Source organism: Shewanella sp. 10N.286.52.A9 (genome assembly GCF_041468985.1).
In the GTDB taxonomy this organism is placed as follows: domain Bacteria; phylum Pseudomonadota; class Gammaproteobacteria; order Enterobacterales; family Shewanellaceae; genus Shewanella; species Shewanella japonica.
In genome coordinates this window covers 1-25,741 of record NZ_JBFRJQ010000027.1, presented here as the reverse complement: position 1 = coordinate 25,741, position 25,741 = coordinate 1, and the positions used below count along the sequence as shown (strand labels likewise).

Here is a 25,741-nt window from a genome sequence, read left to right as displayed (position 1 = left end):
ACTGTGAATCCATAAGTAAATTAGCCTAGTGGCAATCTGCTAATGACCTGAGATTATTCATCAATTGACCTGCTAAGTTAACACTAAAGTGCACTATTCAATGACTGTCATTTTTAGTTCAATAAATCAGCATATGATTAGCAACTGCTACCTTTATTCCTCTCTCGTTAAAATGTAATAAAATTACACTTAACTTGAATCTGTGGGCTTGATCACGACATAAATGCCTCTAAAGAGGTAATTTTATAACAGAGACACAAATTAAGAATTTGAAAGAGTCGTTAACTAAACTGATTTAGTTAACTATTTTTAAGGGAGTGATTATGACTGTCACCAATTCTGAACAACTTAACCAATTAGTCGATCGTGTTGCCAAGGCGCAAAAAGAATTTGCTAATTTCAGCCAAGAACAAGTCGATAATATATTTAGAGCTGCTGCACTCGCTGCAACTGATGCTCGTATTTCACTGGCCAAAATGGCAGCAAGTGAAACCGGTATGGGGTTACTTGAAGATAAAGTCATCAAAAATCACTTTGCATCAGAGTACATCTATAACAAGTACAAAGATGACAAAACCTGCGGCATTATCGATGAAGATGTCACATTCGGTACAATAACAATTGCAGAACCTGTCGGTATTATCTGTGGCATAGTCCCCACCACTAACCCAACCTCAACAGCAATTTTTAAAGCGCTAATTAGCCTTAAAACGCGAAATGGGATTATTTTTTCACCCCATCCTCGAGCAAAAGAATCAACCACAACAGCAGCAAGAATTGTACTTGAAGCCGCCATTGAAGCTGGCGCTCCTAAAGATATCATTGGTTGGATTGACGAACCTTCAGTTGCGCTTTCGAATCAGTTAATGACTCATGACAGAATTAATCTCATTTTAGCAACTGGTGGTCCTGGTATGGTAAAAGCGGCTTATTCTTCTGGTAAGCCAGCAATTGGTGTCGGTGCGGGTAACACCCCTATCGTGATTGACGAAACAGCTGACATCAAACGTGCCGTGAGTTCGATTCTCATGTCTAAAACGTTCGATTACGGTGTTGTGTGTGCTTCTGAACAAGCCGTTGTGGTCGTTGATAGTATTTACGATCAAGTCAAAGAGCGTTTTGCTAGCCATGGTGGCTACATGCTATCTAAAAAAGAAACAAAGGCTATGCAAGGTGTCATTCTTAAAAATGGCGGCCTAAACGCAGATATCGTTGGTCAAAGCGCCGCGACGATTGCTGCTATGGCAGATATTACTGTCCCAAGCTGGACCAAAGTATTGATTGGCGAAGTCTCTGACATTTCTGATGCAGAAGCATTCGCCCATGAAAAACTTTCGCCATTACTAGGTATGTACCGAGCAGCCGACTTTAACGATGCAATGGATAAAGCTGAAGCATTAGTCACCCTAGGCGGTATAGGCCACACATCAGGTCTATATACCGATCAAGATAGTCAAAGCGATCGAGTTAAAGCGTTTGGTTTTAGAATGAAAACCGCCCGTATCTTAATTAATACTCCAGCCTCTCAAGGTGGAATTGGTGATTTATATAACTTTAAACTCGCGCCATCATTAACCTTAGGTTGTGGTTCTTGGGGCGGCAACTCTATCTCAGAAAATGTGGGTCCTAGTCATTTAATTAATAAGAAAACCGTCGCGAAAAGGGCTGAAAATATGTTGTGGCATAAACTTCCATCTTCAATTTATTTCCGCCGTGGCAGTTTACCTATCGCACTTGAAGAACTTGAAACTAAAAAACGAGCCTTGATCGTTACCGACAAGTTCCTGTTCAATAACGGTTATTGCGACGAAACCATCAAGATTTTAAAAGCTCAAGGACTTGAAACTGAAGTATTTTATGAAGTAGAAGCGGATCCGACCTTAGCGATTGTTAAACAAGGTGCAAAGGTCGCTCAAAGCTTTCAACCTGATGTCATAATTGCACTAGGTGGCGGTTCACCAATGGATGCGGCTAAAATCATTTGGGTTTTATATGAGCATCCTGACGTTGATTTTGCAGATTTAGCACTACGCTTTATGGATATCCGTAAGCGTATCTATAAATTCCCTAAACTGGGCGTAAAAGCTCAAATGGTGGCCATCCCAACCACGTCAGGAACAGGCTCTGAAGTGACCCCGTTTGCAGTTGTAACTGATGAACTATCTGGGATGAAATACCCTATTGCGGATTACCAGTTAACACCCAATATCGCCATTGTCGATCCTAACTTAGTAATGGATATGCCAAAATCATTAACCGCTTTTGGTGGAATTGATGCGGTTACTCACGCATTAGAAGCCTATGTTAGTGTGATGGCAAATGAGTTTAGCGATGGTCAAGCACTACAAGCACTAGATTTACTGGTTGAGTATCTACCAGCAGCGTACGAGCAAGGATCGAATGCACCTGTTGCCAGAGAGAAAGTCCACAATGGCGCCACGATTGCAGGTATTGCATTTGCTAACGCTTTCTTAGGAATTTGCCACTCTCTTGCTCATAAACTTGGCGCTGAATTCCACTTAGCCCACGGTCTTGCAAATGCATTATTAATCAGTAATGTCATTCGCTTTAACGCGACTGACATGCCAACTAAACAAGCCTCTTTCAGCCAATATGATCGTCCAAAAGCCCTGTGTCGTTATGCAACGATTGCAGATCACCTAAAACTTGACGGTGTGGAAAAAGCTAAAACTGATAATGACAAAGTTGAACTACTAATTGCAAAAATTGATGAACTAAAATCGGTTGTCGATATACCAGCTTCAATTCAAGAAGCAGGTGTTAATGAAGCAGACTTTTTAGCAAAACTCGATGAACTAGCAGAACATGCATTTGATGATCAATGTACTGGTGCTAACCCACGTTATCCTTTGATCAAAGAGTTAAAGCAAATATTACTCGATAGCTTTTATGGTAAAGCGTATCAAGATAGCTAAACATTTCCCCTTTAGTTTTCATTACGCATAAAGAAAAACGCTAACAATATTGAATTTGTTAGCGTTTTTTTATATTGCATTTCTATGATTAGATAATTAGCAAAGCAAGCTATTTGCTGAAATCGTTCACATCTGATTTACTAGTCTACAAATTAAACATAAGACGGTAACTCACAAGCGATGCAGCGTAGATTGGTTTTAAAATCATTAATTGCAGGTGGTGCAGTGTTCAGTGCAGCTGGTATAACTTGGTTTTCTATCTCGCCAGAAAACCAACCTCTGACAATTAAGCAGACTATTAACACCTTAAATAGACTCCATATGATTTTAGTCACCCAGAGTGAATCCAATTCCGAGTACATATCATCAGCAGGACAATGGAAATTGGGGCAAATATTTGAACACTGCGCCCAGAGTGTTGAATATTCGATGACAGGTTACCCTGAACATAAATCAGCACTATTTAAAAACACCTTAGGCCATATCGCTTTTTCGGCATTCTCTGCTAAAGGAAAAATGACTCATAGTCTTCATGAAACAATACCAGGAGCACCTCAGCTTTCATTAAATCAAGACGTTAGCTATTATTTATCGGCTTTATCGAGACTAAGAAAATCACTAACCGATTTTGAATCTTACGCTGGAACGTTAATGCCCCACTTTGCTTATGGCGCATTAACAAAAGCAGAATATGAACTCGCCCATGTCATGCACATTAATAATCACCTAAGTGAAATTATCACTCGAACATAAGACGAACTTTGGTACTGTCTACAAGTTTAACTTCATTTCTACTAAGGTTTTTGTAAAACCTACTTTCTCATAGGCTCGAATTGCTGCATCGTTAGCATCATAAACATCTAGATAAAAATCCAAAACACCTTGTTCCTTGCTCCAGTGAACAAGTTTGTCTATCAGACATTTATTAATACCTTGGCCTCTATATTCAGACTCAACAAACATAAAGCCTAAATAACAGTGTTTAGCATGATTCAAAGATATTTTAGACTGTCTGATTTGTGCATAACCTGTTGCGATAATGGCATTTTGAATTTCGCCAACTAAAACACAACTAAGTGGGTCTATCAGTAATGATTCTAAATTATAATAAATAGCGTTTTCGGGTTTAATACTCGAATTATAAGGCCTTTCCGCTTGAACCACCTTCTGTTCTAACTCTCGCAAAATGGCTATATCTGCCAGTGACGCTGTTCTAAAAGTAATATTATCCAATCTTTTTTCTCATCATTTAACCAGTGTCTATTAATTCATTGTGATAAAAGCATTAAGCTCACCGCGTAGCTATGTTGATAGTCTACGCAATAATAAAAAATGGGAAACCGATAATGGTTAACTAAGTTAGTTTATCCAATGCTGAACTCGTGAAATCATTTTTTGCGGGCTATCAACACCAATATAAATCTGTTTTGCATCATCAATTTGAGTCTTCAAAACGATGTGGATATTGGCTGCACCACTAAAATTATATCGCTTAACGCCTTTTTGCCTTCTTATTACACTCTGATTAAATTCTATTGTTTTAATATTATCCAACGCAATGGTAAACACGTTAAACACCCCATAACGTAAATATATCTGGCGATCATCAATCGAGATAGGTCGTCTAGACATGGCTAGATACTCGGCGACAAAGAAAACTAAACTGAGTGCAGTTAACAATGTCACTATATTAGCTGCTAAGGGTGACCAAATAAAATGTAATACTAGGTGCATGAGTGGAATTTCGAATGCAATCATCAATATAAAGCCTAGGGAATTAGATTGATTTGCATCTTTTAAATGATAACTGAATTGTTCATCTCCTTCATAAGCACTTGAATGAATCAATCGACTGCAAAAAATAAAGCTCCACACTCTCGTTTCAAAAATAATTAACTTACTGATAGCACTATCACCAATAAAACGTTTGATTGGCTTTTCGATTGCAAAGTCGGGATCAAGCCCCTTGGTTATCGCCTGTTTAATTGCAAATATTACGCAAGCAATAATGCTCAATTCAACGACAATGAAGCCGAATAAAATGAGGTAACGTAGGTCTGTAAGGTAAGGCCATACAACTTGATACTGATTGGGAATAATGTAGCTACCTAAAGCCACCAACAATGCAAAATAACCAATTGATTTCATTAAAGCTATCTTTTTAGATTTAATGCAAATGAAACACAGCAAAGGTAAGGTAACGCCAATATCAATCAACAATAACCAATCACTTTTTGACTGGCCGAAATCATTTAGCCTGGTGTCATAATTAAAAAAATGCCACCAGCTTGCAGCCATCAATATCAGAAATACCAGTGGTAGTTTTTCAATAACGTGTAAATGCTGTAAATTCATGAATGTCCATTTCAATCAGTAAAACTGTCAGTAAATCAATTTATTTACCCTAAACGCTTAAGATACATAAAACAATCTGTAGCCTGTTTCACACCTTCAATTAAATAGTCTTTTTCGTATTGTTCAATAACCTCAAAGCCATTCTCACGAAATAAATTTGCGACATATTTTGACGGGTAAAAATACATATGTACTTTATTTCCTTGGGTTGAGGTTTGAGTTTGTGAATAGAACTTATTTGAGGTCATAAAACTGACAAACAAGATGCTGTTATTGGCCATAAACTGAGGCAAGTCAGCAATAAATTGCTTCAGTTCGCGTTGATTTAAATAAGGAAAACAAAAAGCACAAATAGCAAAGTGATACTTATTAGATACTAACGCAGTAGAGGCATTACGTACCTTACGCATATCCAACACTTCATAATGAAACAATGGATTGTTAGCTGTTGCTAGAGCAACCATTTGTTCAGCAAGATCGAAACCATAGACACAAATATCTATGCTTATTTGTCGAGTCGCTTGCCGAGTTTTACACTGCAGGTATAAATACAAACTCACATTACCTGGGCCGCAACCTATATCCAATATGAATATGGGCTTTGTATAAGTGACTGAGTCAACATCCGAAACTTGATCAACATCGGGAGATAAAGCCATTTTGAAAATATAGTCGCACAACTTATCAAGACTGTGGCTATATAAACTGCAATCCATGTATTTATCTTGATATTGTTGTGCCATCCTATTAAATGTTGCCACACTTTGCGCTGATTTATCCATATGACCTTTATAACGAATAAAAGAGTAAAACGATGGCTAAGGTGCTAACAATTAAACTCTTCCCTAACTCCTAGCTCCTAACTCCTAACTCCTAACCAAGTGATATCAACCATTTCAATTTTGAACGTTATTTTAATGAATGTGCATTTTAAACATTAGTCTATTTTAACCAATAAAAAACCACCCGAAGGTGGTTTTATTTAACGAATGCTCACTTAAAGAGAGTAATTAAAGCGCACTAATCGCATCTTTACATAACTGGGTAATTCGGTCCCAATCGCCTTGCTCCATAGCATCAGTTGGTGCTATCCAGCTACCACCAATACAATCAACATTGGGTAAAGCCAAATAGTTTTTGTAACTAGTTGGAGTAATACCGCCTGTTGGGCAAAAACGAATATTTGCCAAAGGACCTGAAAATGCTTTTAACGCACCAACACCACCAGAGGCTTCAGCAGGGAAGAATTTGAAATGAGTGTAACCTAATTCCATTCCGACCATGACTTCAGAAATACTCGCAACACCAGGAATTAAAGGTACAGTACCTTTCATGGCCGCCTTCAATAACCCTTCTGTTGCACCAGGGGTGATGATGAATTGCGAACCTGCATCAATTGCTTGCTGAAGATGTTGTTCGTTTAAAATTGTACCTGCACCCACAATGGCTTCTGGCACTTCTTTAGCAATTAATTTAATTGCTTCTAAAGCGCACTCTGTGCGTAAAGTTATCTCTAAAACACTGATACCGCCCGCAACTAATGCTTTCGCTAACGGTACTGCATGCTCAATTTTATTGATAACCATTACAGGAACAATCGGACTGCGTTTAAAAATATCTTGTGGCTGTATCGTCCAGTTATTCTCAAGCATTCGTTATTCTTCCTTACAATTAGTATTTTTCATCAATGGCACTGGTACAGCGAGCGCCGGTTTCAGGACCACTTAAATTACTTCGTAAAGCACCAAATAATTCACGTCCCATGCCAAAACTTGAATGATGTAAATCGACTTTAGCAGCTGTCCTAGCGGCTAATGTTGCATCGTCAACTAAAAGTGTTAGTTCACCAGTATCAGAATTAACACGAATTACATCGCCGTTTTCAATTTTTGCAATCATGCCACCGTCTAACGCTTCTGGTGTTAGATGAATAGCGGCAGGTACCTTGCCTGACGCACCTGACATGCGGCCATCAGTCACTAGTGCGACTTTAAAGCCTTTATCTTGTAGCGTACCTAAGTAAGGGGTTAACTTATGAAGTTCTGGCATGCCGTTGGCTTTAGGTCCTTGACCTTTAACCACGACAACACAGTCCTTATCTAACTCACCCGCTTTAAAGATAGCGTCTAACTTGTTTTGATCGTCAATAACAACTGCTGGTGCTTCAACAACACGATTAGCAACTGGCACTGCCGATACTTTAATAACAGCTCGTCCGATATTACCTTTGAGCAATGTTAAGCCACCATTTGATTGGAATGGTGTATCAATATGGGTTAACACTTCTTTGTCTAAACTTTCTGTTGGGCCTTCAACCCAAATCAGTTCGCCGTCGACCAATCGAGGCTCTTGGGTATATTTACGTAAACCAAAACCTGCAACTGTATTAACGTCTTCGTGTAACAGGCCGGCATCCAATAGTTCTTTAACCAATAACGCCATACCGCCAGCTGCATGGAAATGGTTAATATCAGCATGGCCATTAGGATAAACACGAGCAAGTAAAGGCACGTTTGCAGAAAGTTCTGAAAAATCATCCCAATTGACAATGATCCCTGCAGCACGAGCAGCAGCAACTATATGCATGGTTAAGTTGGTAGAGCCACCTGTTGCCAATAGTGCAACGATGCCGTTAACAACTGATTTTTCATTAACGATTTCACCAATTGGGCTGTATTGCGTTCCCATTGAAGTTAAACGACATACCTGCTTAGCTGCCATTGACGTTAATGCATCACGTAAAGGATCGTCTGGGTTAACAAATGACGAGCCAGGTAATTGAAGCCCCATAACTTCGAGCATTAATTGATTTGAATTTGCAGTACCGTAGAAAGTACACGTACCAGCACTGTGGTAAGAGCTAGATTCAGCTTCTAACAATGCTTCTCTATCAACTTTGCCTTGAGCGAAAAGTTGGCGTACTCGCGCTTTTTCTTTATTAGGAATACCCGATTTCATTGGGCCAGCTGGCACAAATAGCATCGGTAAGTGACCAAAACTTAACGCACCGATCAATAAACCCGGCACGATTTTGTCACAGATACCTAATAATAAAGCGCCATCAAACATATTGTGAGATAAGCCTACAGCAGTCGACATCGCAATGACTTCACGGCTAAGTAGACTGAGTTCCATACCAGGTTGACCTTGTGTCACACCGTCACACATAGCAGGTACACCTGCGGCAACTTGAGCAACACTGCCTACTTCCTGACAGGCTTTCTTTAAGAAATTTGGATAATCTTCATATGGCTGATGAGCCGACAGCATGTCATTAAATGCTGTAACAATACCAATGTTAGCTTTAGTAAATTGACGTAATGATTCTTTATCTGCAGGCTGACAAGCAGCAAACCCATGGGCTAAGTTACCGCAGCTTAAAGCACTGCGGTGTACGCCTTTTGCATTAGCATCGTTAAGGGCTTCAAGGTATTTCTTACGTGTATCTTTGCTTCGTTCGATTATTCTATCGGTAACAGCTTGAACTACTGAGTGCATAATTGACTCCTTAAGCGCTATAGAACACATCAACGGGCGTTTTACGCTGCGCTAATACGGCTCTAATAGGCATTTCGTTCACATCGTCATTTTGTAATGCTTGGCGATATACGGATAATTTAGATTCACCAACAAGATGAAGATAAATCTGACGACTGTTTAAGATTGCCCCTTTTGATAATGTGATGCGGGGATGCGGTGCTGTTGTCGGATTGACAGCTGCGCATAACAAATCAGTCGTAAAAGCGTTTTCTAGTTCAGTACTGCATGGGAACCATGAGCATGTATGCCCATCTGTTCCCATACCTAATACCACCACATCGAAAGGCTTTGGAAAGTTAGCTAATGATTCAATGGTCATTTCGCAGCCCTTTTCAGGACTATCGAACATATTTTTCAAACCACGAAACTTAGCACTAGCAGCACGGTTTTGTAGAAGGTGCTCACGGACTAGGCGCTCATTAGAGTCAGCTTCTTCAGCATCAACCCAACGTTCGTCAGCTAATGTAATGTAAACATCACTCCAATCAATTGCTTTATTACTAAGTAATTTAAACAGTTTTAACGGTGTGGAACCGCCTGATACTACAAGACTGGCTTTACCACGACTATCAACAGCATCTTGTAGTTGATTAGAAATTTTCTCTGCTAATTTAGCTTCTAAATCAGCTGGAGTATCAAATGATTTAAATACAGATTCTTTAATCATGACTCATTCCTTATTCGTCCCAAGAGCGGCCGTCTTTAGTGATCAGTGCAACTGAAGCAACTGGGCCCCAAGTCCCTGCTGGATAAGGCTTAGGTTTTTCACCGCCTTTTTCCCAAGAGTTCATGATGCCATCAACCCATGTCCACGCTTCTTCAACTTCATCACGACGAACAAATAAGGCTTGATTACCTATCATGGCTTCAAGTAACAAACGCTCATAAGCATCAGCAATACGTTCATTTTTGAAAGTATCGGTAAAACTTAAATCAAGTTTAGTAGTTTGAATGCGCTGCTTCTCTTCAAGACCAGGCACTTTATTCATCATTTGGATCTCTACACCCTCGTGAGGCTGCAGACGAATGGTTAATTTATTTGGTGGCAGGTTGCGCATACTGTCACGGTATAGATTCAATGGTGGGTTTTTAAAATAAACCACAATTTCTGAACTCTTGAACGGCATACGTTTACCGCTGCGCAAGTAAAATGGCACCCCAGCCCAACGCCAGTTATCAATATCAACACGCAGTGCGACAAACGTTTCAGTATTGGACTTAACATTAGCGCCCTCTTCTTCAAGGTAACCAGGAACAGGGCTGCCTTTTAAGAAACCTGCGGTATATTGACCACGTACGGTATTTTCAAAAACATTGTATGGCGTAATTGGACGAAGAGATTTAAGTACTTTTACTTTTTCATCACGGATGCTGTCAGCATCAAGATTGACAGGTGGATCCATCGCAACCAGTGTCAGCACTTGTAATAAATGGTTTTGAATCATGTCACGCATTTGACCAGCAGTATCAAAGTAGCCCCAACGCCCTTCGATGCCCACTTCTTCAGCAACTGTAATTTGTACATGATCAATTGTTCGATTATCCCACTTTGACGCAAATAGTGAGTTAGCAAATCGAAGTGCAATTAGGTTTTGAACGGTTTCTTTACCAAGATAATGGTCAATACGATAAACTTGGTTTTCGTTGAAGAATTCAGAAACTTTGTCGTTAATGACTTTTGAGGATGCTAAACACGTACCGATTGGTTTTTCTAAAACGATACGAGTGTCAGGATGGATGAGGTTTTGTTCATTTAAACAGCGACAGATATCGCCAAAAATAGAAGGAGGCGTTGCGAAGTAACTAACCATGACACGTTTTGTTGGTTCTAATAGGTCATGGAATGCTTTGTAACCTTCAGCTTCTGTAAAATTAGTCCCTATATAATGACAACGCCCAATAAAGCGTTCTAAGGTCTCTTCACATAATTCATCTTTTACAAAGGTATTTAATGCTTTTTGTACTAACGCGATAAATTCTTCTTGAGTGAAGGCATCTTTTGCAACGCCAATCACTTTAGTGTCTGTATCTAACAGGTTAGCTTTATCTAGTTGATAAAGCGAAGGCAACAATTTACGTCTCGCGAGATCGCCCTTTGTACCAAAAAGCACAAAATCGCAAGCTTTAGCCCCTGAAGTTGAGTTACTCATTGCTCTACATACTCCTTTATTTTGTGTGATTCACCTTACGAAATTTAAGTATCCGACGATTTAAACCACACTTTTGTTGTAATATAACAACAGAATTAGTTTTGTGCATCTATAATTTGAAAATAATCCTTTGTTTTGTATCTAGCATTATTAACATAAAACCTGATAGTATTTTGGTGATTAAATTACTTTACTATCTTAGTCTAGTTACAAAACAACGATGAAAAGTGACTACATTTTGTTTTTAGAGGGATAAAAATTACTTCATTTCCTCTCAAATTGTAATTTATGATATAAAATTACATCATCCATTTTAGCGGACAATTGCTTATGAATACCCTTGAAAAGGTGCAAAAGAGCCTGACACAGTTTAGTAAGTCAGAGCGTAAAGTGGCAGAAGTTATTTTAGCTTCTCCTCAAACAGCTATCCACTCAAGTATCGCTACCCTTGCCAAAATGGCTGACGTCAGTGAGCCGACCGTAAACCGCTTTTGCCGACGACTGGATACTAAAGGGTTCCCTGATTTTAAATTACATCTTGCTCAAAGTCTTGCTAATGGTACGCCATACGTAAGTCGACATGTAGAAGAAGATGACTCACCTGAGTCGTACACAACAAAAATCTTTGAGTCTTCAATGGCATCCCTTGATACCGCACGTCAAAGCCTTGATGTGGTTGCTGTCAACAAAGCCGTCGATATTCTCACTCAAGCAAAAACAATCTCGTTCTTTGGTCTTGGTGCCTCATCATCTGTTGCACATGACGCTCAAAATAAATTCTTTCGTTTTAACGTCCCAGTAATTTGTTTTGATGATGTTCTCATGCAACGTATGAGCTGCATTGGTTGTAATGAAGGTGATGTTGTTGTGTTGATATCCCATACAGGCCGTACTAAATCATTGATTGAAATTGCACGTATCGCACGTGAAAATGGTGCTGCAGTGATTGGGATTACAGCACGTAATTCTCCACTGTCCCATGAATGTACGTTGCCTGTAACCATGGAAGTACCAGAAGATACCGATATGTACCTACCCATGGCATCTCGTCTAGCTCAGTTGGTCACTATCGATGTTCTCGCAACTGGATTTACCCTAAGACGTGGACCTCGATTCCGTGACAACTTGAAGCGAGTTAAGGAAGTATTGAAAGAATCACGAGTTAATAAAGATCTTACTATCTAAATATTTCTGTTGAATGACACTTCCAAAAGGCCGAACAGTCTTGACTGTTTGGCCTTTATTTTCTGTAAATATCGAATCTGTCACAAAAATAAAACATTAAAAATGACCTTTTTGTTCGTAACTTTCCTACAAAATACTAAAATCTCTGTTAATATAGTTTCATATTTGTACCGAATTCTTTTTCTTAATATTAACGGAGTATCTTATGTTCCGCAGAACTAAAATCGTTACAACACTTGGTCCAGCAACAGATCGTGATGACAACCTACGTAAAATCATCGCAGCCGGCGCAAATGTTGTACGTCTTAACTTCTCACATGGCTCACCAGAAGATCATTTAAAACGTGCTACAGACGCTCGTAACATCGCTAAAGAGTTAGGTGTTCATGTTGCAGTTCTTGGTGACTTACAAGGCCCGAAAATCCGCGTTTCTACATTTAAAGATAACAAAAAAATTCAACTGAATTTAGGTGATACCTTTATCTTAGATGCTGATTTAGCAAAAGGCGAAGGTGACGAAAAGCAAGTCGGCATTGATTACAAAGAATTACCAAAAGATGTCACCATTGGTGATATTTTGATGCTGGATGACGGTCGCGTTCAACTTAAAGTTGAATCAGTTGAAGGTAACAAGGTATTTACCTCTGTCACTGTGGCCGGTCCCCTTTCAAATAATAAAGGCATCAACAAACAAGGTGGCGGCTTAACAGCCCCTGCACTAACTGATAAAGATAAAGCTGATATTTTAACTGCTGCTCAAATTCAAGTTGATTACTTAGCTGTATCTTTCCCACGTACAGGTGCTGATTTAGATTATGCTCGTAAATTAGCAGAAGAAGCTGGCAGTTTTGCATTGATCGTTTCAAAAGTTGAACGTGCTGAAGCAGTTGGCACTGACGAAGCAATGGATGACGTTATCAAAGCATCTGATGCTGTAATGGTTGCACGTGGTGACTTAGGTGTTGAAATCGGTGATGCTGCCCTTGTTGCTGTTCAAAAGAAACTAATTAAACGTTCTCGTCAGTTGAACAAAGTGGTTATCACTGCAACTCAAATGATGGAATCTATGATTTCAAGTCCAATGCCAACACGTGCAGAAGTCATGGACGTTGCTAATGCTGTTTTAGATGGTACTGATGCTGTTATGTTATCAGCAGAAACTGCAGCAGGTGATTTCCCAGAAGAAACAGTACTCGCAATGGGTAATGTTTGTGCTGGCGCAGAAAAACACCCTTCAGTGATGTCTTCTAAGCATAGACTAGACCAGAAGTTCAATTCTATCGAAGAGACGATTGCACTTTCAACTATGTATGCAGCAAACCACCTTGAAGGTGTTAAAGCGATTATTAGTTTAACGGAATCTGGTGAGACAACTAAGTTGATGTCGCGCATTAGTTCTTCTTTACCTATCTTTGCTCTGTCTCGTCACGAAAAGACATTAGCTAAATTAGCTTTGTTCCGTGGTGTATTGCCCGTTAAATTTGATTCAACAGCTGTACCTGCTGATGCATTAGCATCTGAAGCGTTAAAAGCAGTCGCTAAAGCGGGTTACTTAAAATCAGGTGATATGGTATTGATGACTAAAGGCGATGCGATGGAAACTGTCGGTGGCACCAATACATGTAAAGTGCTGGTTGTTGCATAATTCTGGCATCGAAAATATGAGTTAAGTTTGTCTGTTATAAAATTAACTCAGCAAATAAAAGTATAAAAAAACCACCTCAATGAGGTGGTTTTTTATTTGTGCTTAAATCGTTTTTTAGCAGGCTAGTTTCATTAGCACGCTATAGACTTTCAAAGTCATCAACATTGATTGCAGCTAAACGTTTGGTATCCGCATCAACAAGTTGAGCATGCTCTTCATCATTGATAACCCCTTTCTCTAATGCTTGAGCAAATAACGTTAATGCAGGCAGTTTAGGCGTTAATTCTCCGTCCTTTTGCGCTTTCTTTAATCGTTTAAATAACTGCTTGCAAGCGTATTTAGCTAAAAATGCTTGTTCGACTTCTGCTAAGCCGCTCTTATCACCTTCAAATTCTGCACATAAGAAAGTAATTCGATCACGAGCAGGAGAAGGTTGTAAGAAGTTATCAGCTAACACTGTCGCTTGCTTATCCGTTGGCGCATTAAAATGATTGCCTAATGGGAATATCACTAGCTTTAATAAAATGCCCACAAACTTACTTGGGAAGTTACGGATAGCTTGTTGCAATGCTTCAGCAGCTAAATGGAGGCGCTGTGTCATGACATAATGGACAATCGGCAAATCATCTTGTTGACGGCCATTATCTTCAAACTGCTTTAACGTCGCTGACGCTAAATACAACTGACTTAATACATCGCCCATTCGTGCAGAAATCATTTCTTTACGTTTCAGATCGCCACCCATGATCAACATAGATAAATCAGTCATGATAGCTAAACCAGAAGATAAACGGCTCATATCACGGTAATACTGCTGTGTTGTACCACTCACTGGCGCTGAATTCGTTTTACTTGCTGTTAGCGCATTAAAAAACGCCATAAAGCCATTACGAGCAGCATAGCCCATATGTCCCATGAGTAAAGCATCAAATCGGTTGATAGCCGCTTTTTGATCTTCCATTGCTGCTGTTTCCATTTCAGCGAGCACATATGGATGACAACGGGTTGCACCTTGACCAAATATCATTAACGAACGCGTTAAAATATTTGCCCCTTCAACCGTAATTGAGATGGGACTTGCCATATATGCATGACCAAGATAGTTTTTAGTACCCAGCTGGATCCCTTTACCTGATTGAATGTCCATTGCATCTTCAACTACATCACGACCTAACTCAGTCATATGATATTTAGCAATTGCTGTAACAACCGAAGGTTTAACTTTTAAATCAATTCCTGTCGTAGTCAAACAACGTGCAGCTTCCAATTGATATGTATTGGCAATAATACGTGCTAATGCTTCTTGTACACCTTCAAACTTACCAATTGGCATGCCAAATTGTTGTCTTACAAAACTATAAGCAGTTGTAGTCTTAGTGGCCATATGTCCAGAAGCGGTTGCCAGCGCAGGCAATGAAATACCACGCCCAGCTGATAAACACTCAACAAGCATTCGCCAGCCCTTACCTGCAAATTGTGGCCCACCAATAATCCAATCAAGCGGAATAAACACATCTTCGCCACTTGTCGTTCCGTTCATAAATGACATCATTAACGGGTTATGACGACGACCAATTTCTACACCTTGGTGATCAGTCGGAATTAACGCACAAGTTATACCTAAGTTGACTGTATCACCAAGTAACCCATCAGGATCGCGCATTTGGAATGCTAAACCAAGCACTGTCGCTACAGGGGCTAGTGTGATGTATCGTTTATTCCAAGTTAGGCTTAATCCGAGTGTTTCTTCACCATTAAACTCACGGCGACAAACAATACCAGTATCAGGAATAGCACCAGCATCCGAACCAGCCTCAGGACCCGTTAATGCAAAACAAGGTAACTCTTCACCTTTAGCAAGCGCTGGTAACCAACGTTCTTTTTGCTCTTGAGTGCCATAATGCGTTAGTAATTCACCTGGGCCTAATGAGTTTGGCACCATAACGGTTACGGCAGCACTAATACTGCGCGTGGCAATTTTACTGACAATAGTCGAATTGGCGTATGCAGAAAACTCTCGACCACCAAACTTTTTAGGAATGATAAGTGCAAAGAAGCCTTCTTTCTTAAAGTAATCCCATAATTCAGGAGGTAAATCTTTACGGTTATTAACAATGTCATGATCATCAATCATGGTGAGCGCTGTCATGACTTGATTGTCGATAAAGTCTTGCTCATCTGCCGTTAATTGAGGTTTGCCATAATTGTGAAGCATATTCCAATCAGGTTTACCGCGGAATAACTCTCCTTCCCACCAAACATCTCCAGCTTCCATGGCTTCTTTCTCTGTACTGGACAGAGGGGGTAACACTTTTTTAAAGAAGCTAAATACAGGTCGCGTGATAAAACGCATACGTAAATTTCGAACACCAAATAGCACTAGCAGTGCTATTAATACGAGTATGAGGACAGTCATGTTAATCCCTTATTCCTTTCCTAAAATCGGTACAGATACACCAGCTGCCATATATGGAATAACCTTACGAATAATCGCTTCAGTATCATTATGTTCACCGTAGTCAGCCTCTGCGATTTCATTTAATGCATCAGCTGATGCCATAGTGAAAACGATGGTGCCTAAGGTAAAGTGTAGTCGCCAAAACATCTCAGCAGGCGGAATATGTGGCGCACTAGCTGAAACGGCTTTAACAAACACTTGTAAGTATTCACCGTAATGCGTAGTGATAAACCATCTTAAATGGCCTTGGCTTTCTATATATCCACGACCCAGTAATTGAAGAAAGATGGTTGTACCACCTTGCCTAACTTGATTTAATTCTAACAGCGGCTTTATTAGTGATGAAAAAATTTCATTCAAATTCGCCAGCTCTGGATTCTTAAAAAGTCTTTTAATTTCAGATGCTGCGCTAGGCATAAACACATCTAAATACCGTGCTAAAACAGCGCGAATTAACTCTTTCTTTGAACCAAAATGATAGTTCACAGAGGCCAAATTTACTTCAGCTTTGCTGGTAATTAGCCTCAAAGATGTTTCAGAAAAACCTCTTTCTGCAAAAAGTTTTTCAGCAGCATCGAGAATTCTTGTTTTTGTATCAGTTCTGCTTGCCATTCCGTGACCCAATTCAATTTAAAACACCCGTTTAAATTAAACACTGAGCGCACACTTGTCAATGTTAAATCAGATTATATGTTCAAGCTTACACCGTCTTTAGTACTCTTCTGGCACTGTTTATTAACTAAAATGCAATATTTACCCTAATTATGTAAACTGTCGACGACAATAAAAATAAGGAAACCTGTAAGATGAACCAGCCTTTTAAACAGCCGTCTAAAATTGCAATCGTCATTTCAGTCGTATTGGGATTAACAGCATGCCAGCAAGCTGAAGAAGAAATCATTACATCAACCGTAAAAGTCACTCAACAATCAGCAAGTATTTCAACGGAATCTGCTATTGCATTTATAAATGAAGCAGAAGCTGAATTAGCTCAATTATCCGTTGAAGGTGCTCGAACCGAATGGGTTTACAGTAATTTTATTACTGAAGATACTGCAGCGATGTCGGCAGCGATTGGTGAAAAGCTGACATCACGATCAGTATACTTTGCTACAGAAGCAGCTAAGTATGCCGATGTAAAACTTGATCCAATCAATGCGCGTAAACTTCACATCCTTCGCAGTAGCTTAGTACTACCAGCCCCATTAGATCCTGCTAAAAATGCAGAGCTTGCGCAAATTAGTTCAGAATTAAATGGCTTATATGGTAAAGGTAAATATTGTTTCGCTGATGGTCGTTGCATGACTCAGCCAGAGCTGTCAGCGTTGATGGCAGACTCTAAAGATCCTGCAATTTTATTAGAAGCATGGCAAGGCTGGCGTGAAATTGCCAAACCAATGCGACCTTTATTCAAACGCGAGGTTGAGCTCGCTAATGAAGGCGCACGCGATCTCGGCTTTACAGACCTCTCAGAGCTTTGGCGTAGCCAATATGATATGAAACCTGATGATTTTTCAAATGAACTAGATAGGTTATGGGGAGATATTAAACCACTTTATGATTCACTACATTGTTATGTACGTGGTGAGTTAAACGAACAATATGGCGATAATATTGTACCGAATCAAGGGCCTATCCCAGCGCATTTATTAGGTAATATGTGGGCTCAGCAATGGGGCACAATATATGATTCTGTTGCGCCACAAGATGCAGATCCTGGCTATGATGTCACCGCATTGCTAGCAGAGAATCAATATGATGAAATTAAGATGGTCAAACAAGCTGAAGGCTTCTTTTCTTCACTAGGTTTTAGTCCATTGCCTGATACCTTCTGGACTCGGTCGATGTTTGTTCAACCAAAAGACCGTGATGTCGTTTGCCACGCTTCTGCTTGGGATTTAGATAACGAAGATGATATCCGCATTAAAATGTGTATTCAAAAAACAGCAGAAGACTTTACAGTCATTCACCATGAACTGGGTCATAACTATTATCAACGTGCCTACAAAAACCAACCACATTTGTTTAAAGGCTCTGCTAATGATGGCTTTCATGAAGCAATTGGTGACACTATCGCCCTCTCCATTACACCCAGTTATTTAAAACAAATTGGCTTACTAAAACAAGTACCTGACGAATCGAAAGATATAGGTTTATTACTCAAACAAGCATTAGACAAAATCGCTTTCATGCCTTTTGGTTTAATGATTGACCAATGGCGCTGGAAAGTGTTCAACGGTGAGATTTCGCCAGAAGAATATAACCAAGCATGGTGGGATCTGCGTGAAAAGTACCAAGGTGTAGCAGCACCAATAGCACGAACTGAGGCTGACTTTGACCCTGGCGCTAAATATCATGTACCTGGTAATGTGCCATATACACGTTATTTTTTAGCTCACGTATTACAGTTCCAATTCCATCAATCATTATGTGAAATAGCGGGTAACGAAGGACCAGTTCACCGTTGTAGTATTTACGGTAATAAAGATGCGGGTCATAAGTTAAATGAAATGCTAGAAGCTGGATTAAGCCAACCTTGGCCTGAAGCACTTAATATAGTGACTGGCACTAAAGCAATGGATGCAAACGCAGTTTTAGATTATTTTGCGCCTTTACATGTATGGCTCGACAAACAAAACCAATCTAAAAGCCGTCAATGTGGCTGGTAATGTATCGACTCAAAATACGTTAAAATCAATAGCAATATAAAGATAAATATAAAGCACCTTAGGGTGCTTTATATTTTGGCTTCAATCATCGCAATTCTCAGTTAATGTATACCCCCATCAAGAATTAACATTAAACCAACAGGGCAAAAACATTCCTGAAACACAAAGCACCAAGTGCTTTAACGACAATATTCTGACACGTGTCAATTTGCACCAATGCGTGATCGAGATCACATAAAAACCCATTCTCAACCCTGTCGTTTATGATAATTTTACGCGGTACACAAAGTGAATGGAGTTACTTGTACACGTCATTATGACAAGTGTAATAAAAGCCAGAAGTCACATTAAGTATCAATACGGCTTTCCGTTTTATCTACGCTTATCAAGTATTAAAACCTTCTATATTTTGAGTATAACGATACAGATTCATTTCTGTTTTGTCGTTTGATATTGCTAATGAAAAAAAGAAACTACGTAAAATTAAGAAATGGCCGTGCTAAGCGGATCCGTAAAGGTTCAACCCTTAATTATAGTAATCATAAGAGTAGTATTCATTTATTGTTTATTACCATCGCTATTTTATATTTTGTGCTGAATTAGTGATAACTAAAATAACGTTAACATGATAACGAGATTAACAAATTCACTAAAGTACACTTACATTTCTAACTAGGTTCTTTAGCATTTCTAGAATGAAAAGCAGTCATTTTCTGCAAAGATCACAAATCTAACCCAAACAAGGTTATTAGCATGCTTGAAAGTGACAAAGTCTAGCGTCACTGCTTGTGTGAATTACACTTGTTGTTGTTTGTTAGCCTAGGTGTAGCATGAAAAAAAGTCATTACCAAAAATTAAGAAATGAACGTTCAAAACGATTAAATAATGAAGAAACGCCAAGAGAAACGAATCCTAAAATGATAGTGGCTGTTATTGTACTCCTTGCCATCCTAGCTTTCTTACTCGTTTAACTTGCAAGCATCTTTTTAAGAATTGTTTTATAACGGTGTTTGATAAGGGCTTTATTAAAAGCCCTTGTGAATATGTCATATTCCAACAATATACAAGCGTTACCGAAAGCCACTGCCTTTTCTATTCGTTTCTCCTGATACAATGCGTTGCTCATCAGACTTAACCAACATCACAAACAATGCACCAGTTCCGCCTTGTTCACGGGTCGCACTGTGAAATGCTTGCACTTGATCAAACTGCATCAACCAATCGTTGACCGCAGATTTCATGAGCGCTGGATAGGGTTTATTATTCACTCCTTTACCATGAATGATTAATAAATTTCGTTCGCCTCTTTCATGTGCTTGAATAATCGTTTCAACAAGCAACTCTCTGGCTTGAATCAATCGATAGGCATGCAAATCTAACACTGTTTGCTTTTTGTATTTGCCTAAACGCAAATGGCGAAACACTTCTTCTTGGACACCATTTCGTTTGTAACTCATTATCTCGTCAGGCGCTATTGGAGTTAATAACCTTGGTTCAATAGGTAATTTCGCCAAATACTCATTTTGCATTGCTGCTTTACGTCTTGCTCGATGTGCATCCGTATCGAGTTGTTGTGATGAGACAAATACCTTGTCATTAGTGGTTAACGGTTTAACATCGCCCATTTCAGCTAAAAATAATGCTGTATCATCAACGCTCATAATCAACTCCTACACACTTTGTAAAGATTACTTACTGTTGCTAATTAATAGAATAATTTATAGTGTCATGCATTATCAAAATCTGCACCTGAAATTATTCATTAGCCAGAGTAAAGAGTAAAAAATCTTGATGACTTATATCAAATTGTTGTTTTGTTGTACTTTTATGCTTCTCAGCATCAATGCCTTAGCAGGAAAAACACCTGAAACAACTTTGTCAGACAACGACATCATTAATAATAATTATAAAACCTTCCACACAGGTTTCGAGAATCTAGATCTGGATTTTATTAATAAAATATACACGGATGATGCCACATATATTTCTGAGGTTTTAGATCAAGAAATCGTCATCGGTAAACAAAATATCCTCGACCTCTATACGGTATTTTTCAAGAAAATAGCCAAAAAAGATGCTCATATCGAAGTTGATTTTAGAGTGATTAACCGTGAATTAACTGAATCAAGTGCCACAGATGTTGGTTACTACCTAGTGAGGTTTCATCCTCGTAAAGAAACTGGCGATCCTACAAGTGTTTTCTCTGGTAAGTTTGTTTTAGTATCACGAAAGACAGCGAAAGATCAGTGGCAATTTATTGTTGATTCAAACACTAAAACAGATCCTAAGTACTATTTTACCGCCAAGCCTGTTTCAAACTTATATTACGGCAGACAATTCAACCAAGCCCCCAAACCAGACATCATCATTGAAACTGAATCAGAACAAAATACGCAGCAGCCTATAGATTCGACAGATGCCCATAATCATTAAAGCGACCAGTAATGAATACTCGTTTAATCAATACTCAAACAGCTAAGACGCAAATGGCCAATACAAGGTGCCCTTGCGGTCAAAATCAACACTATTCTGAGTGCTGTGAGCCTTATCACTTAAACGTAAATACAGCAGCTGACGTAGAGACATTAATGCGCTCACGTTACTGCGCTTTTGTATTTCAAGAATTTCAATATTTACTCGATACCCATCACCCTGACTTTCTGAACGGACTTAGCATTGCCTTACTGGCTGAAAATGCGTCATCAACAACTTGGCTGGGATTAACTGTCGATGAGGCCAATCAAACCGCTAACCATGGTACTGTCACCTTTAAAGCATGGTTCTTACATGATGGTATTATTGATGCCATTTTTGAAACATCACAATTTGAGCGTGTAGGTGGACAATGGCTCTATACTACTGGCGAGCAAAAACAAGCTAAATTACCAAAACGTAATGAAACGTGTATCTGCCACAGCGGCAAAAAGTTTAAAACCTGTTGTTTAAAGAAAATAAGTTAATTTACAATCTGAATAAATTAGTTGAAAAGTGAATGAGTCAGATAACACCTAGGTTGTCGTTTCAAACATTAACCTATTTCCACACTTGGTATGTTTAAGCATCGTAAGCATTATCGCTTTATAAATATCGCTTTATAAAGCGATATTTATAAAGCACTTTGATTATAGATATTTAATTTAAGAGGTTTGATTTAACTGATTTAACTGATTTAACTAACTTAACCAGTTAGGTAAAAATAATCAGACTTAACTAATTTGGTTTAGCAAAAAGGTTTTAGAATTGGTGGCTGTTATGAATGAACAGTTACGAGTGTGCAGTTATGAGTAGAGAGTTTCGAAGTTAATGTACCGTTTCATTTTGCTCAGAAATGAACCGAGAGAACTCATTTTCTCTTATAGCGGGACTGTATAAATAGCCTTGAGCGTGATTACAAAGACTATCTTCTAAAAACAACTCTTGTTCTTTTGTCTCTACCCCTTCAGCCGTCAGTGAAATATTTAATGCTTTCGCCATTGCGATAATCGCACTTACAATTTCTCTGCTTTGATGACTGGTCGTTAAATCTGAAATAAATGAACGGTCGATTTTTAATTTGGTGATTGGGAACTGTTTTAAATAACGCATTGAACTGTAACCCGTACCAAAATCATCAATGGCCAACCCTACCCCTAAATCAGCCAACTCTTGACACAAACAAGTCGCATGACGCACATCACCCATTAATTCAGTTTCGGTAATTTCTAATATCAAGCTTTGTGGCTTTAAACGGTAGCGAGTCACTAAATTCCAAACTTGCTCAAATAAATTCCCGCTAAAGAATTGTCTTGCCGCTACGTTAACATGCATAACAATATCAACATTTTTACGCTGCCATAAGTTAAGTTGTTTACAAGCAGCTTCTAATACCCAATCTCCTATGGCATTGATCATGCCCGTTTGTTCGGCAATATCAATGAATGCGCCTGGGTAGAGCACTCCTTTCTTAGGGTGATGCCAACGTATTAAGGCTTCTGCGCCAATGAACTTATGGTTCTTTAAATCCATTAAAGGTTGGTAATAAAGCTCGAACTGACGTCCACGTATTGCTGTTTGTAAGTCACGTTCAATTTCTGCATTATTTTTAAAGGTCGCTAATAAATCATCATTAAAAATTTGATAATTCATCATAGCTTTCTTTTTCGCATATTGAAGCGCAATATCAGCGCAAGAAAGCGGTGAAAACTCTCCAACAACAGGCGCAATATCAACCACAGCAATAGCGGCTTTCGGGTCAACTTTTTCTCTTCCGATCACAGATGGAACACTAAGCTTTTGATATAGCTTAACAATCGTTTCTTCTAAAATGTCACTTGAATGTATCGCTGGTAAAATCAACGCAAACTCATCGCTGCCTACTCGGGCAACATCAATTGCACCGTTACTTTCAGCAAAATGCTTGAGTCTTCTTGCCACTTCAGTGAGCAACGAATCCCCTTGCTCATGACCACTTGTGTCATTGAAACGCTTAAAGCCCATTAAATCGATTAGTATCAGAACACCTTCAGACGTGACGTCGAGCTGTTGAGTAAAATGTAGTCGATTGTGTAAACCCGTTAACGTGCAGTTCCATGCGAGCTTTTCAAGTTCATCTTTATGACGTCGCTGTTCTGAAACATCTAAACACGACACCAATGCGTAATAGTTGCCTTGTTCGGTAACGAAACGACTTGCTTGATATTGTACCCAATAATTTGTGCCGTCGATTCGTTGTAGTTCGGTTTCGCCTTGAACGGTTTTACCCGCTATCAATTCTTGTGTTAATTCATTAGCAAGCTCACGCTTACCTCTAAAGAAGTCCAAGGTAATGAGTTCATTGTTTTGCACAACGTCACGAGACAGCCCTGTCATTTTTTCATGTGCAGGATTGATATACTCAATAATTTGATTTTTTAAGTTAACCAACATCAACACATGTTTAGCTTGCTCTGTTGCACTATGGAACAAGGTTAAACGTTCGTCTTTGTCATAAGCGTAACGGGTGGCAAGTGTCAATGCTAATTGGTCTGCAAATTGACAAGCAAATTCAATCGACTGTTTTGGCAGTTCAATTTGGTGATCAAATTCAATGCACAGTAGTCCTTCAATATGACCATTGATTCGAATTGCGACATCTAAATTTGATTGGATTCCAGACTGGAGATAATACTCAGAAAAGCAAGTAAGGCGTTTATCTGTAGGAGAAATATTACTGACAATGTGTCGATAACGTCGGATTTCATCAAAATACAGCTCTGATGCAAAGTGCTTATGACGGAATTTCTTGGTGACTTCAACCATAGCTGTGTTGGGTGAGGCGCAAGCAACGACTTTTTGCTCAAGTGCTTTATTTCGTAGCGAAATAACTGATACACAAGTCGCATTAAAGTATTTCAATAACAATTTACAGGCAAGTTCAGAGGTCGCAGTAAAGTCGCCCTTTTCTTTTGCTTTTGAGTTAACAATTAACTCTAATAAATGTTGTTGCTCATTTTGCTTCATTATTGTTCCCAAAAAGACAGCATAACAGTCGGGTCACCTCATTCTTTGGAGGCTTTTTCCAGCTAAAATAAGGGATGACTTGATAAAAATCAACATCCCTCATGTACCAAAGCAAATGTAAAATGGCCTTGGCGCTTATGACATATGTCTAAGCATAAAGTAGTAATGTAACGATGGTTACACTCACTGAATTAAATTGCAAGTTGTTAGCGCAAAAATCATTATATATTTGATATATTTTAGCTATTTACAAGCCATTCTCTAATTGAAAGATCATTTTTTCAGCAGTGAATTCAAAATCTATAATGACAGTAATATCTGCTTCCGTTTGCTCGCTATTAACCTTAACTGAGTCAAAACGAGTTTTTGCTTTAGTAATGATACCTTCTGCTTCTTCGACAACGGCATCGCCAGTAATTTTCAAAATAAGGCGTGTATCTTGCTCGTCAATTACAGTGCCGATATCGACAAATGATCCACAATCATTACAGCTATCACTTACCTGAACTTCTTGCTGGGTAATTGTTTTAATCATAATTAGTCACCTATCACAATGATAAAGAAAGCGTCAGCTTAACGTAAAAACTGAGATTAATTTTATAACTAGTTCACACTATTAGTGATTACTGTTATTTCATTCTGACTCGGGTGGTTATTTCTCGATACTCTATATAGTGCTATGCAACTGCATACAGCTGACTCGCAATTGTTTCGCTGATTTTTCGCTGTACTGATAACTGATCTAAAAAGTGCATTTTAGCTAACTCAGATACTTCAGGTAGTTTTTGCTGATGCTTTAATTTTGTTAATACATCACAGTTTGCTAGTGTTATTTGCATGCCATCATCGAACTCACCACGAGTCACTATGGCCTCTGGATGTAATGCTTGAGTCAACTGAAATTGAGATGAGCCGCTTTGATGAAATGCACTAGCATTATCTATTGCTTGTTGTTTCGATAAATCACAAACCAATTGTTGCTGCTTGGGTAAGTCAAAGGCTTTATACAGCTTTTGATTATCATCGAGTTCTTTATCAAGCTGAAATTGAGACATATCTCTAGCGTCTGCCGATAGCATTGATAATAGTAAGCCAAATTCGCCGCGGCGGTCATGTTCAATCGCGTCATTTAAACGACGACCTAACTGCAGTTCATTGACTAAAGGAAACTCGATTTGCATATAAAAACATCATTAATTACTAGGATTGATATTTTATCGACCACTTAAACAAATACTTGAGAGTTATTTTCGATTTTGGCTTTACTTATATTTAATTCGTGACTATCATTGCCGCCGCAATTGAGGAGGGGTTCCCGAGTGGCC

Annotated in this window: 21 protein-coding genes; 8 read left to right on the top strand and 13 right to left on the bottom strand. The window is 39.0% G+C overall.

The genetic code is table 11. From position 1 onward, the window contains the following. Window positions 1-323: 323 nt before the first annotated feature. Both adhE and AB4128_RS17285 read left to right on the top strand, forming a co-directional pair. Complete coding sequence (gene adhE, locus AB4128_RS17290; protein WP_372038425.1) at window positions 324-2,936, top strand: bifunctional acetaldehyde-CoA/alcohol dehydrogenase; 2,613 nt, start codon at window positions 324-326, stop codon at window positions 2,934-2,936. Window positions 2,937-3,116: 180 nt separating this feature from the next. After that, entirely contained in the window at window positions 3,117-3,689 is a 573-nt protein-coding gene (locus AB4128_RS17285) for a DUF1569 domain-containing protein (RefSeq protein ID WP_372038423.1), read from the top strand. 18 nt (window positions 3,690-3,707) lie between these two features. Here AB4128_RS17285 and AB4128_RS17280 read toward each other — a convergent pair whose 3' ends face one another. The 7 genes from AB4128_RS17280 to zwf all read right to left on the bottom strand — a co-directional run bounded on the left by AB4128_RS17280 (window position 3,708) and on the right by zwf (window position 10,981). Beyond that, window positions 3,708-4,169: a GNAT family N-acetyltransferase gene (locus tag AB4128_RS17280; protein WP_372038422.1), complete on the bottom strand. Its 462-nt coding sequence runs from the start codon at window positions 4,167-4,169 to the stop codon at window positions 3,708-3,710. 126 nt (window positions 4,170-4,295) lie between these two features. Then, window positions 4,296-5,291, bottom strand: a complete 996-nt coding sequence (locus tag AB4128_RS17275) for a PH domain-containing protein (protein ID WP_372038421.1) — start codon at window positions 5,289-5,291, stop codon at window positions 4,296-4,298. 44 nt (window positions 5,292-5,335) lie between these two features. After that, window positions 5,336-6,073: a methyltransferase domain-containing protein gene (locus AB4128_RS17270; RefSeq protein WP_372038420.1), complete on the bottom strand. Its 738-nt coding sequence runs from the start codon at window positions 6,071-6,073 to the stop codon at window positions 5,336-5,338. Between the two features lie 228 nt (window positions 6,074-6,301). Next, window positions 6,302-6,943 (bottom strand): bifunctional 4-hydroxy-2-oxoglutarate aldolase/2-dehydro-3-deoxy-phosphogluconate aldolase, encoded by a 642-nt coding sequence (locus AB4128_RS17265; RefSeq protein ID WP_055024001.1) that lies wholly within the window; start codon window positions 6,941-6,943, stop codon window positions 6,302-6,304. Between the two features lie 19 nt (window positions 6,944-6,962). Next, window positions 6,963-8,789: a phosphogluconate dehydratase gene (edd, locus tag AB4128_RS17260; protein WP_065108140.1), complete on the bottom strand. Its 1,827-nt coding sequence runs from the start codon at window positions 8,787-8,789 to the stop codon at window positions 6,963-6,965. 10 nt (window positions 8,790-8,799) lie between these two features. Beyond that, the gene (gene pgl, locus AB4128_RS17255) at window positions 8,800-9,498 is read right to left on the bottom strand and encodes a 6-phosphogluconolactonase (RefSeq protein WP_055024003.1); all 699 of its coding nucleotides are present in this window, start codon (window positions 9,496-9,498) and stop codon (window positions 8,800-8,802) included. A 10-nt stretch (window positions 9,499-9,508) separates the two neighbouring features. Further along, the gene (zwf, locus tag AB4128_RS17250) at window positions 9,509-10,981 is read right to left on the bottom strand and encodes a glucose-6-phosphate dehydrogenase (protein ID WP_282168019.1); all 1,473 of its coding nucleotides are present in this window, start codon (window positions 10,979-10,981) and stop codon (window positions 9,509-9,511) included. A 330-nt stretch (window positions 10,982-11,311) separates the two neighbouring features. On the opposite strand from zwf, the gene AB4128_RS17245 reads away from it, so the two are divergent. Together AB4128_RS17245 and pyk are read left to right on the top strand one after the other, a co-directional pair. After that, the gene (locus tag AB4128_RS17245) at window positions 11,312-12,166 is read left to right on the top strand and encodes a MurR/RpiR family transcriptional regulator (protein WP_055024005.1); all 855 of its coding nucleotides are present in this window, start codon (window positions 11,312-11,314) and stop codon (window positions 12,164-12,166) included. Window positions 12,167-12,371: 205 nt separating this feature from the next. Beyond that, complete coding sequence (pyk, locus tag AB4128_RS17240) at window positions 12,372-13,811, top strand: pyruvate kinase (RefSeq protein WP_055024006.1); 1,440 nt, start codon at window positions 12,372-12,374, stop codon at window positions 13,809-13,811. A gap of 139 nt (window positions 13,812-13,950) precedes the next feature. Here pyk and AB4128_RS17235 read toward each other — a convergent pair whose 3' ends face one another. Then, window positions 13,951-16,227, bottom strand: coding sequence for an acyl-CoA dehydrogenase (locus tag AB4128_RS17235; RefSeq protein ID WP_372038419.1), 2,277 nt, complete (start codon window positions 16,225-16,227; stop codon window positions 13,951-13,953). 9 nt (window positions 16,228-16,236) lie between these two features. Next, window positions 16,237-16,881: a TetR/AcrR family transcriptional regulator gene (locus AB4128_RS17230; RefSeq protein WP_055024008.1), complete on the bottom strand. Its 645-nt coding sequence runs from the start codon at window positions 16,879-16,881 to the stop codon at window positions 16,237-16,239. A 194-nt stretch (window positions 16,882-17,075) separates the two neighbouring features. Between AB4128_RS17230 and AB4128_RS17225 the strand changes: the two genes are divergently transcribed. Next, on the top strand, window positions 17,076-18,938 hold the full coding sequence (locus tag AB4128_RS17225; RefSeq protein ID WP_282168021.1) for a M2 family metallopeptidase: 1,863 nt from the start codon (window positions 17,076-17,078) through the stop codon (window positions 18,936-18,938). An 830-nt stretch (window positions 18,939-19,768) separates the two neighbouring features. After that, complete coding sequence (locus tag AB4128_RS17220; RefSeq protein WP_156003214.1) at window positions 19,769-19,909, top strand: hypothetical protein; 141 nt, start codon at window positions 19,769-19,771, stop codon at window positions 19,907-19,909. Window positions 19,910-20,008: 99 nt separating this feature from the next. Here AB4128_RS17220 and smrA read toward each other — a convergent pair whose 3' ends face one another. Next, a complete protein-coding gene (gene smrA / locus AB4128_RS17215; protein WP_055024010.1) occupies window positions 20,009-20,599 on the bottom strand; it encodes a DNA endonuclease SmrA in 591 nt (196 codons plus the stop codon). 130 nt (window positions 20,600-20,729) lie between these two features. Between smrA and AB4128_RS17210 the strand changes: the two genes are divergently transcribed. Both AB4128_RS17210 and AB4128_RS17205 read left to right on the top strand, forming a co-directional pair. Beyond that, window positions 20,730-21,371 carry a DUF4440 domain-containing protein gene (locus AB4128_RS17210; protein ID WP_372038418.1) on the top strand — a complete coding sequence of 214 codons (642 nt, stop codon included), beginning with the start codon at window positions 20,730-20,732 and terminating at the stop codon, window positions 21,369-21,371. Between the two features lie 11 nt (window positions 21,372-21,382). Beyond that, the gene (locus AB4128_RS17205; protein WP_372038416.1) at window positions 21,383-21,898 is read left to right on the top strand and encodes a YchJ family protein; all 516 of its coding nucleotides are present in this window, start codon (window positions 21,383-21,385) and stop codon (window positions 21,896-21,898) included. 340 nt (window positions 21,899-22,238) lie between these two features. On the opposite strand, the gene AB4128_RS17200 is transcribed toward AB4128_RS17205, so the two are convergent. The 3 genes from AB4128_RS17200 to AB4128_RS17190 form a co-directional block, all read right to left on the bottom strand. After that, window positions 22,239-24,416 (bottom strand): EAL domain-containing protein, encoded by a 2,178-nt coding sequence (locus AB4128_RS17200; RefSeq protein ID WP_080915657.1) that lies wholly within the window; start codon window positions 24,414-24,416, stop codon window positions 22,239-22,241. Window positions 24,417-24,663: 247 nt separating this feature from the next. Further along, window positions 24,664-24,951 (bottom strand): DUF406 family protein, encoded by a 288-nt coding sequence (locus tag AB4128_RS17195; protein WP_144430156.1) that lies wholly within the window; start codon window positions 24,949-24,951, stop codon window positions 24,664-24,666. Between the two features lie 142 nt (window positions 24,952-25,093). Beyond that, a complete protein-coding gene (locus tag AB4128_RS17190; RefSeq protein ID WP_372038415.1) occupies window positions 25,094-25,597 on the bottom strand; it encodes a VC2046/SO_2500 family protein in 504 nt (167 codons plus the stop codon). Window positions 25,598-25,741: the final 144 nt, after the last annotated feature.

Coding starts and splice junctions, on each gene's coding strand:
- AB4128_RS17235 (WP_372038419.1), bottom strand. CDS start 16,227: ATGACTGTCCTCATACTCGTATTAATAGCACTGCTAGTGCTATTTGGT.
- AB4128_RS17230 (WP_055024008.1), bottom strand. CDS start 16,881: ATGGCAAGCAGAACTGATACAAAAACAAGAATTCTCGATGCTGCTGAA.
- AB4128_RS17220 (WP_156003214.1), top strand. CDS start 19,769: ATGAAAAAAAGTCATTACCAAAAATTAAGAAATGAACGTTCAAAACGA.
- AB4128_RS17190 (WP_372038415.1), bottom strand. CDS start 25,597: ATGCAAATCGAGTTTCCTTTAGTCAATGAACTGCAGTTAGGTCGTCGT.
- AB4128_RS17285 (WP_372038423.1), top strand. CDS start 3,117: ATGCAGCGTAGATTGGTTTTAAAATCATTAATTGCAGGTGGTGCAGTG.
- edd (WP_065108140.1), bottom strand. CDS start 8,789: ATGCACTCAGTAGTTCAAGCTGTTACCGATAGAATAATCGAACGAAGC.
- adhE (WP_372038425.1), top strand. CDS start 324: ATGACTGTCACCAATTCTGAACAACTTAACCAATTAGTCGATCGTGTT.
- AB4128_RS17205 (WP_372038416.1), top strand. CDS start 21,383: ATGAATACTCGTTTAATCAATACTCAAACAGCTAAGACGCAAATGGCC.
- AB4128_RS17270 (WP_372038420.1), bottom strand. CDS start 6,073: ATGGATAAATCAGCGCAAAGTGTGGCAACATTTAATAGGATGGCACAA.
- zwf (WP_282168019.1), bottom strand. CDS start 10,981: ATGAGTAACTCAACTTCAGGGGCTAAAGCTTGCGATTTTGTGCTTTTT.
- AB4128_RS17200 (WP_080915657.1), bottom strand. CDS start 24,416: ATGAAGCAAAATGAGCAACAACATTTATTAGAGTTAATTGTTAACTCA.
- AB4128_RS17275 (WP_372038421.1), bottom strand. CDS start 5,291: ATGAATTTACAGCATTTACACGTTATTGAAAAACTACCACTGGTATTT.
- AB4128_RS17265 (WP_055024001.1), bottom strand. CDS start 6,943: ATGCTTGAGAATAACTGGACGATACAGCCACAAGATATTTTTAAACGC.
- AB4128_RS17210 (WP_372038418.1), top strand. CDS start 20,730: ATGACTTATATCAAATTGTTGTTTTGTTGTACTTTTATGCTTCTCAGC.
- AB4128_RS17225 (WP_282168021.1), top strand. CDS start 17,076: ATGAACCAGCCTTTTAAACAGCCGTCTAAAATTGCAATCGTCATTTCA.
- AB4128_RS17195 (WP_144430156.1), bottom strand. CDS start 24,951: ATGATTAAAACAATTACCCAGCAAGAAGTTCAGGTAAGTGATAGCTGT.
- smrA (WP_055024010.1), bottom strand. CDS start 20,599: ATGAGCGTTGATGATACAGCATTATTTTTAGCTGAAATGGGCGATGTT.
- pyk (WP_055024006.1), top strand. CDS start 12,372: ATGTTCCGCAGAACTAAAATCGTTACAACACTTGGTCCAGCAACAGAT.
- AB4128_RS17245 (WP_055024005.1), top strand. CDS start 11,312: ATGAATACCCTTGAAAAGGTGCAAAAGAGCCTGACACAGTTTAGTAAG.
- pgl (WP_055024003.1), bottom strand. CDS start 9,498: ATGATTAAAGAATCTGTATTTAAATCATTTGATACTCCAGCTGATTTA.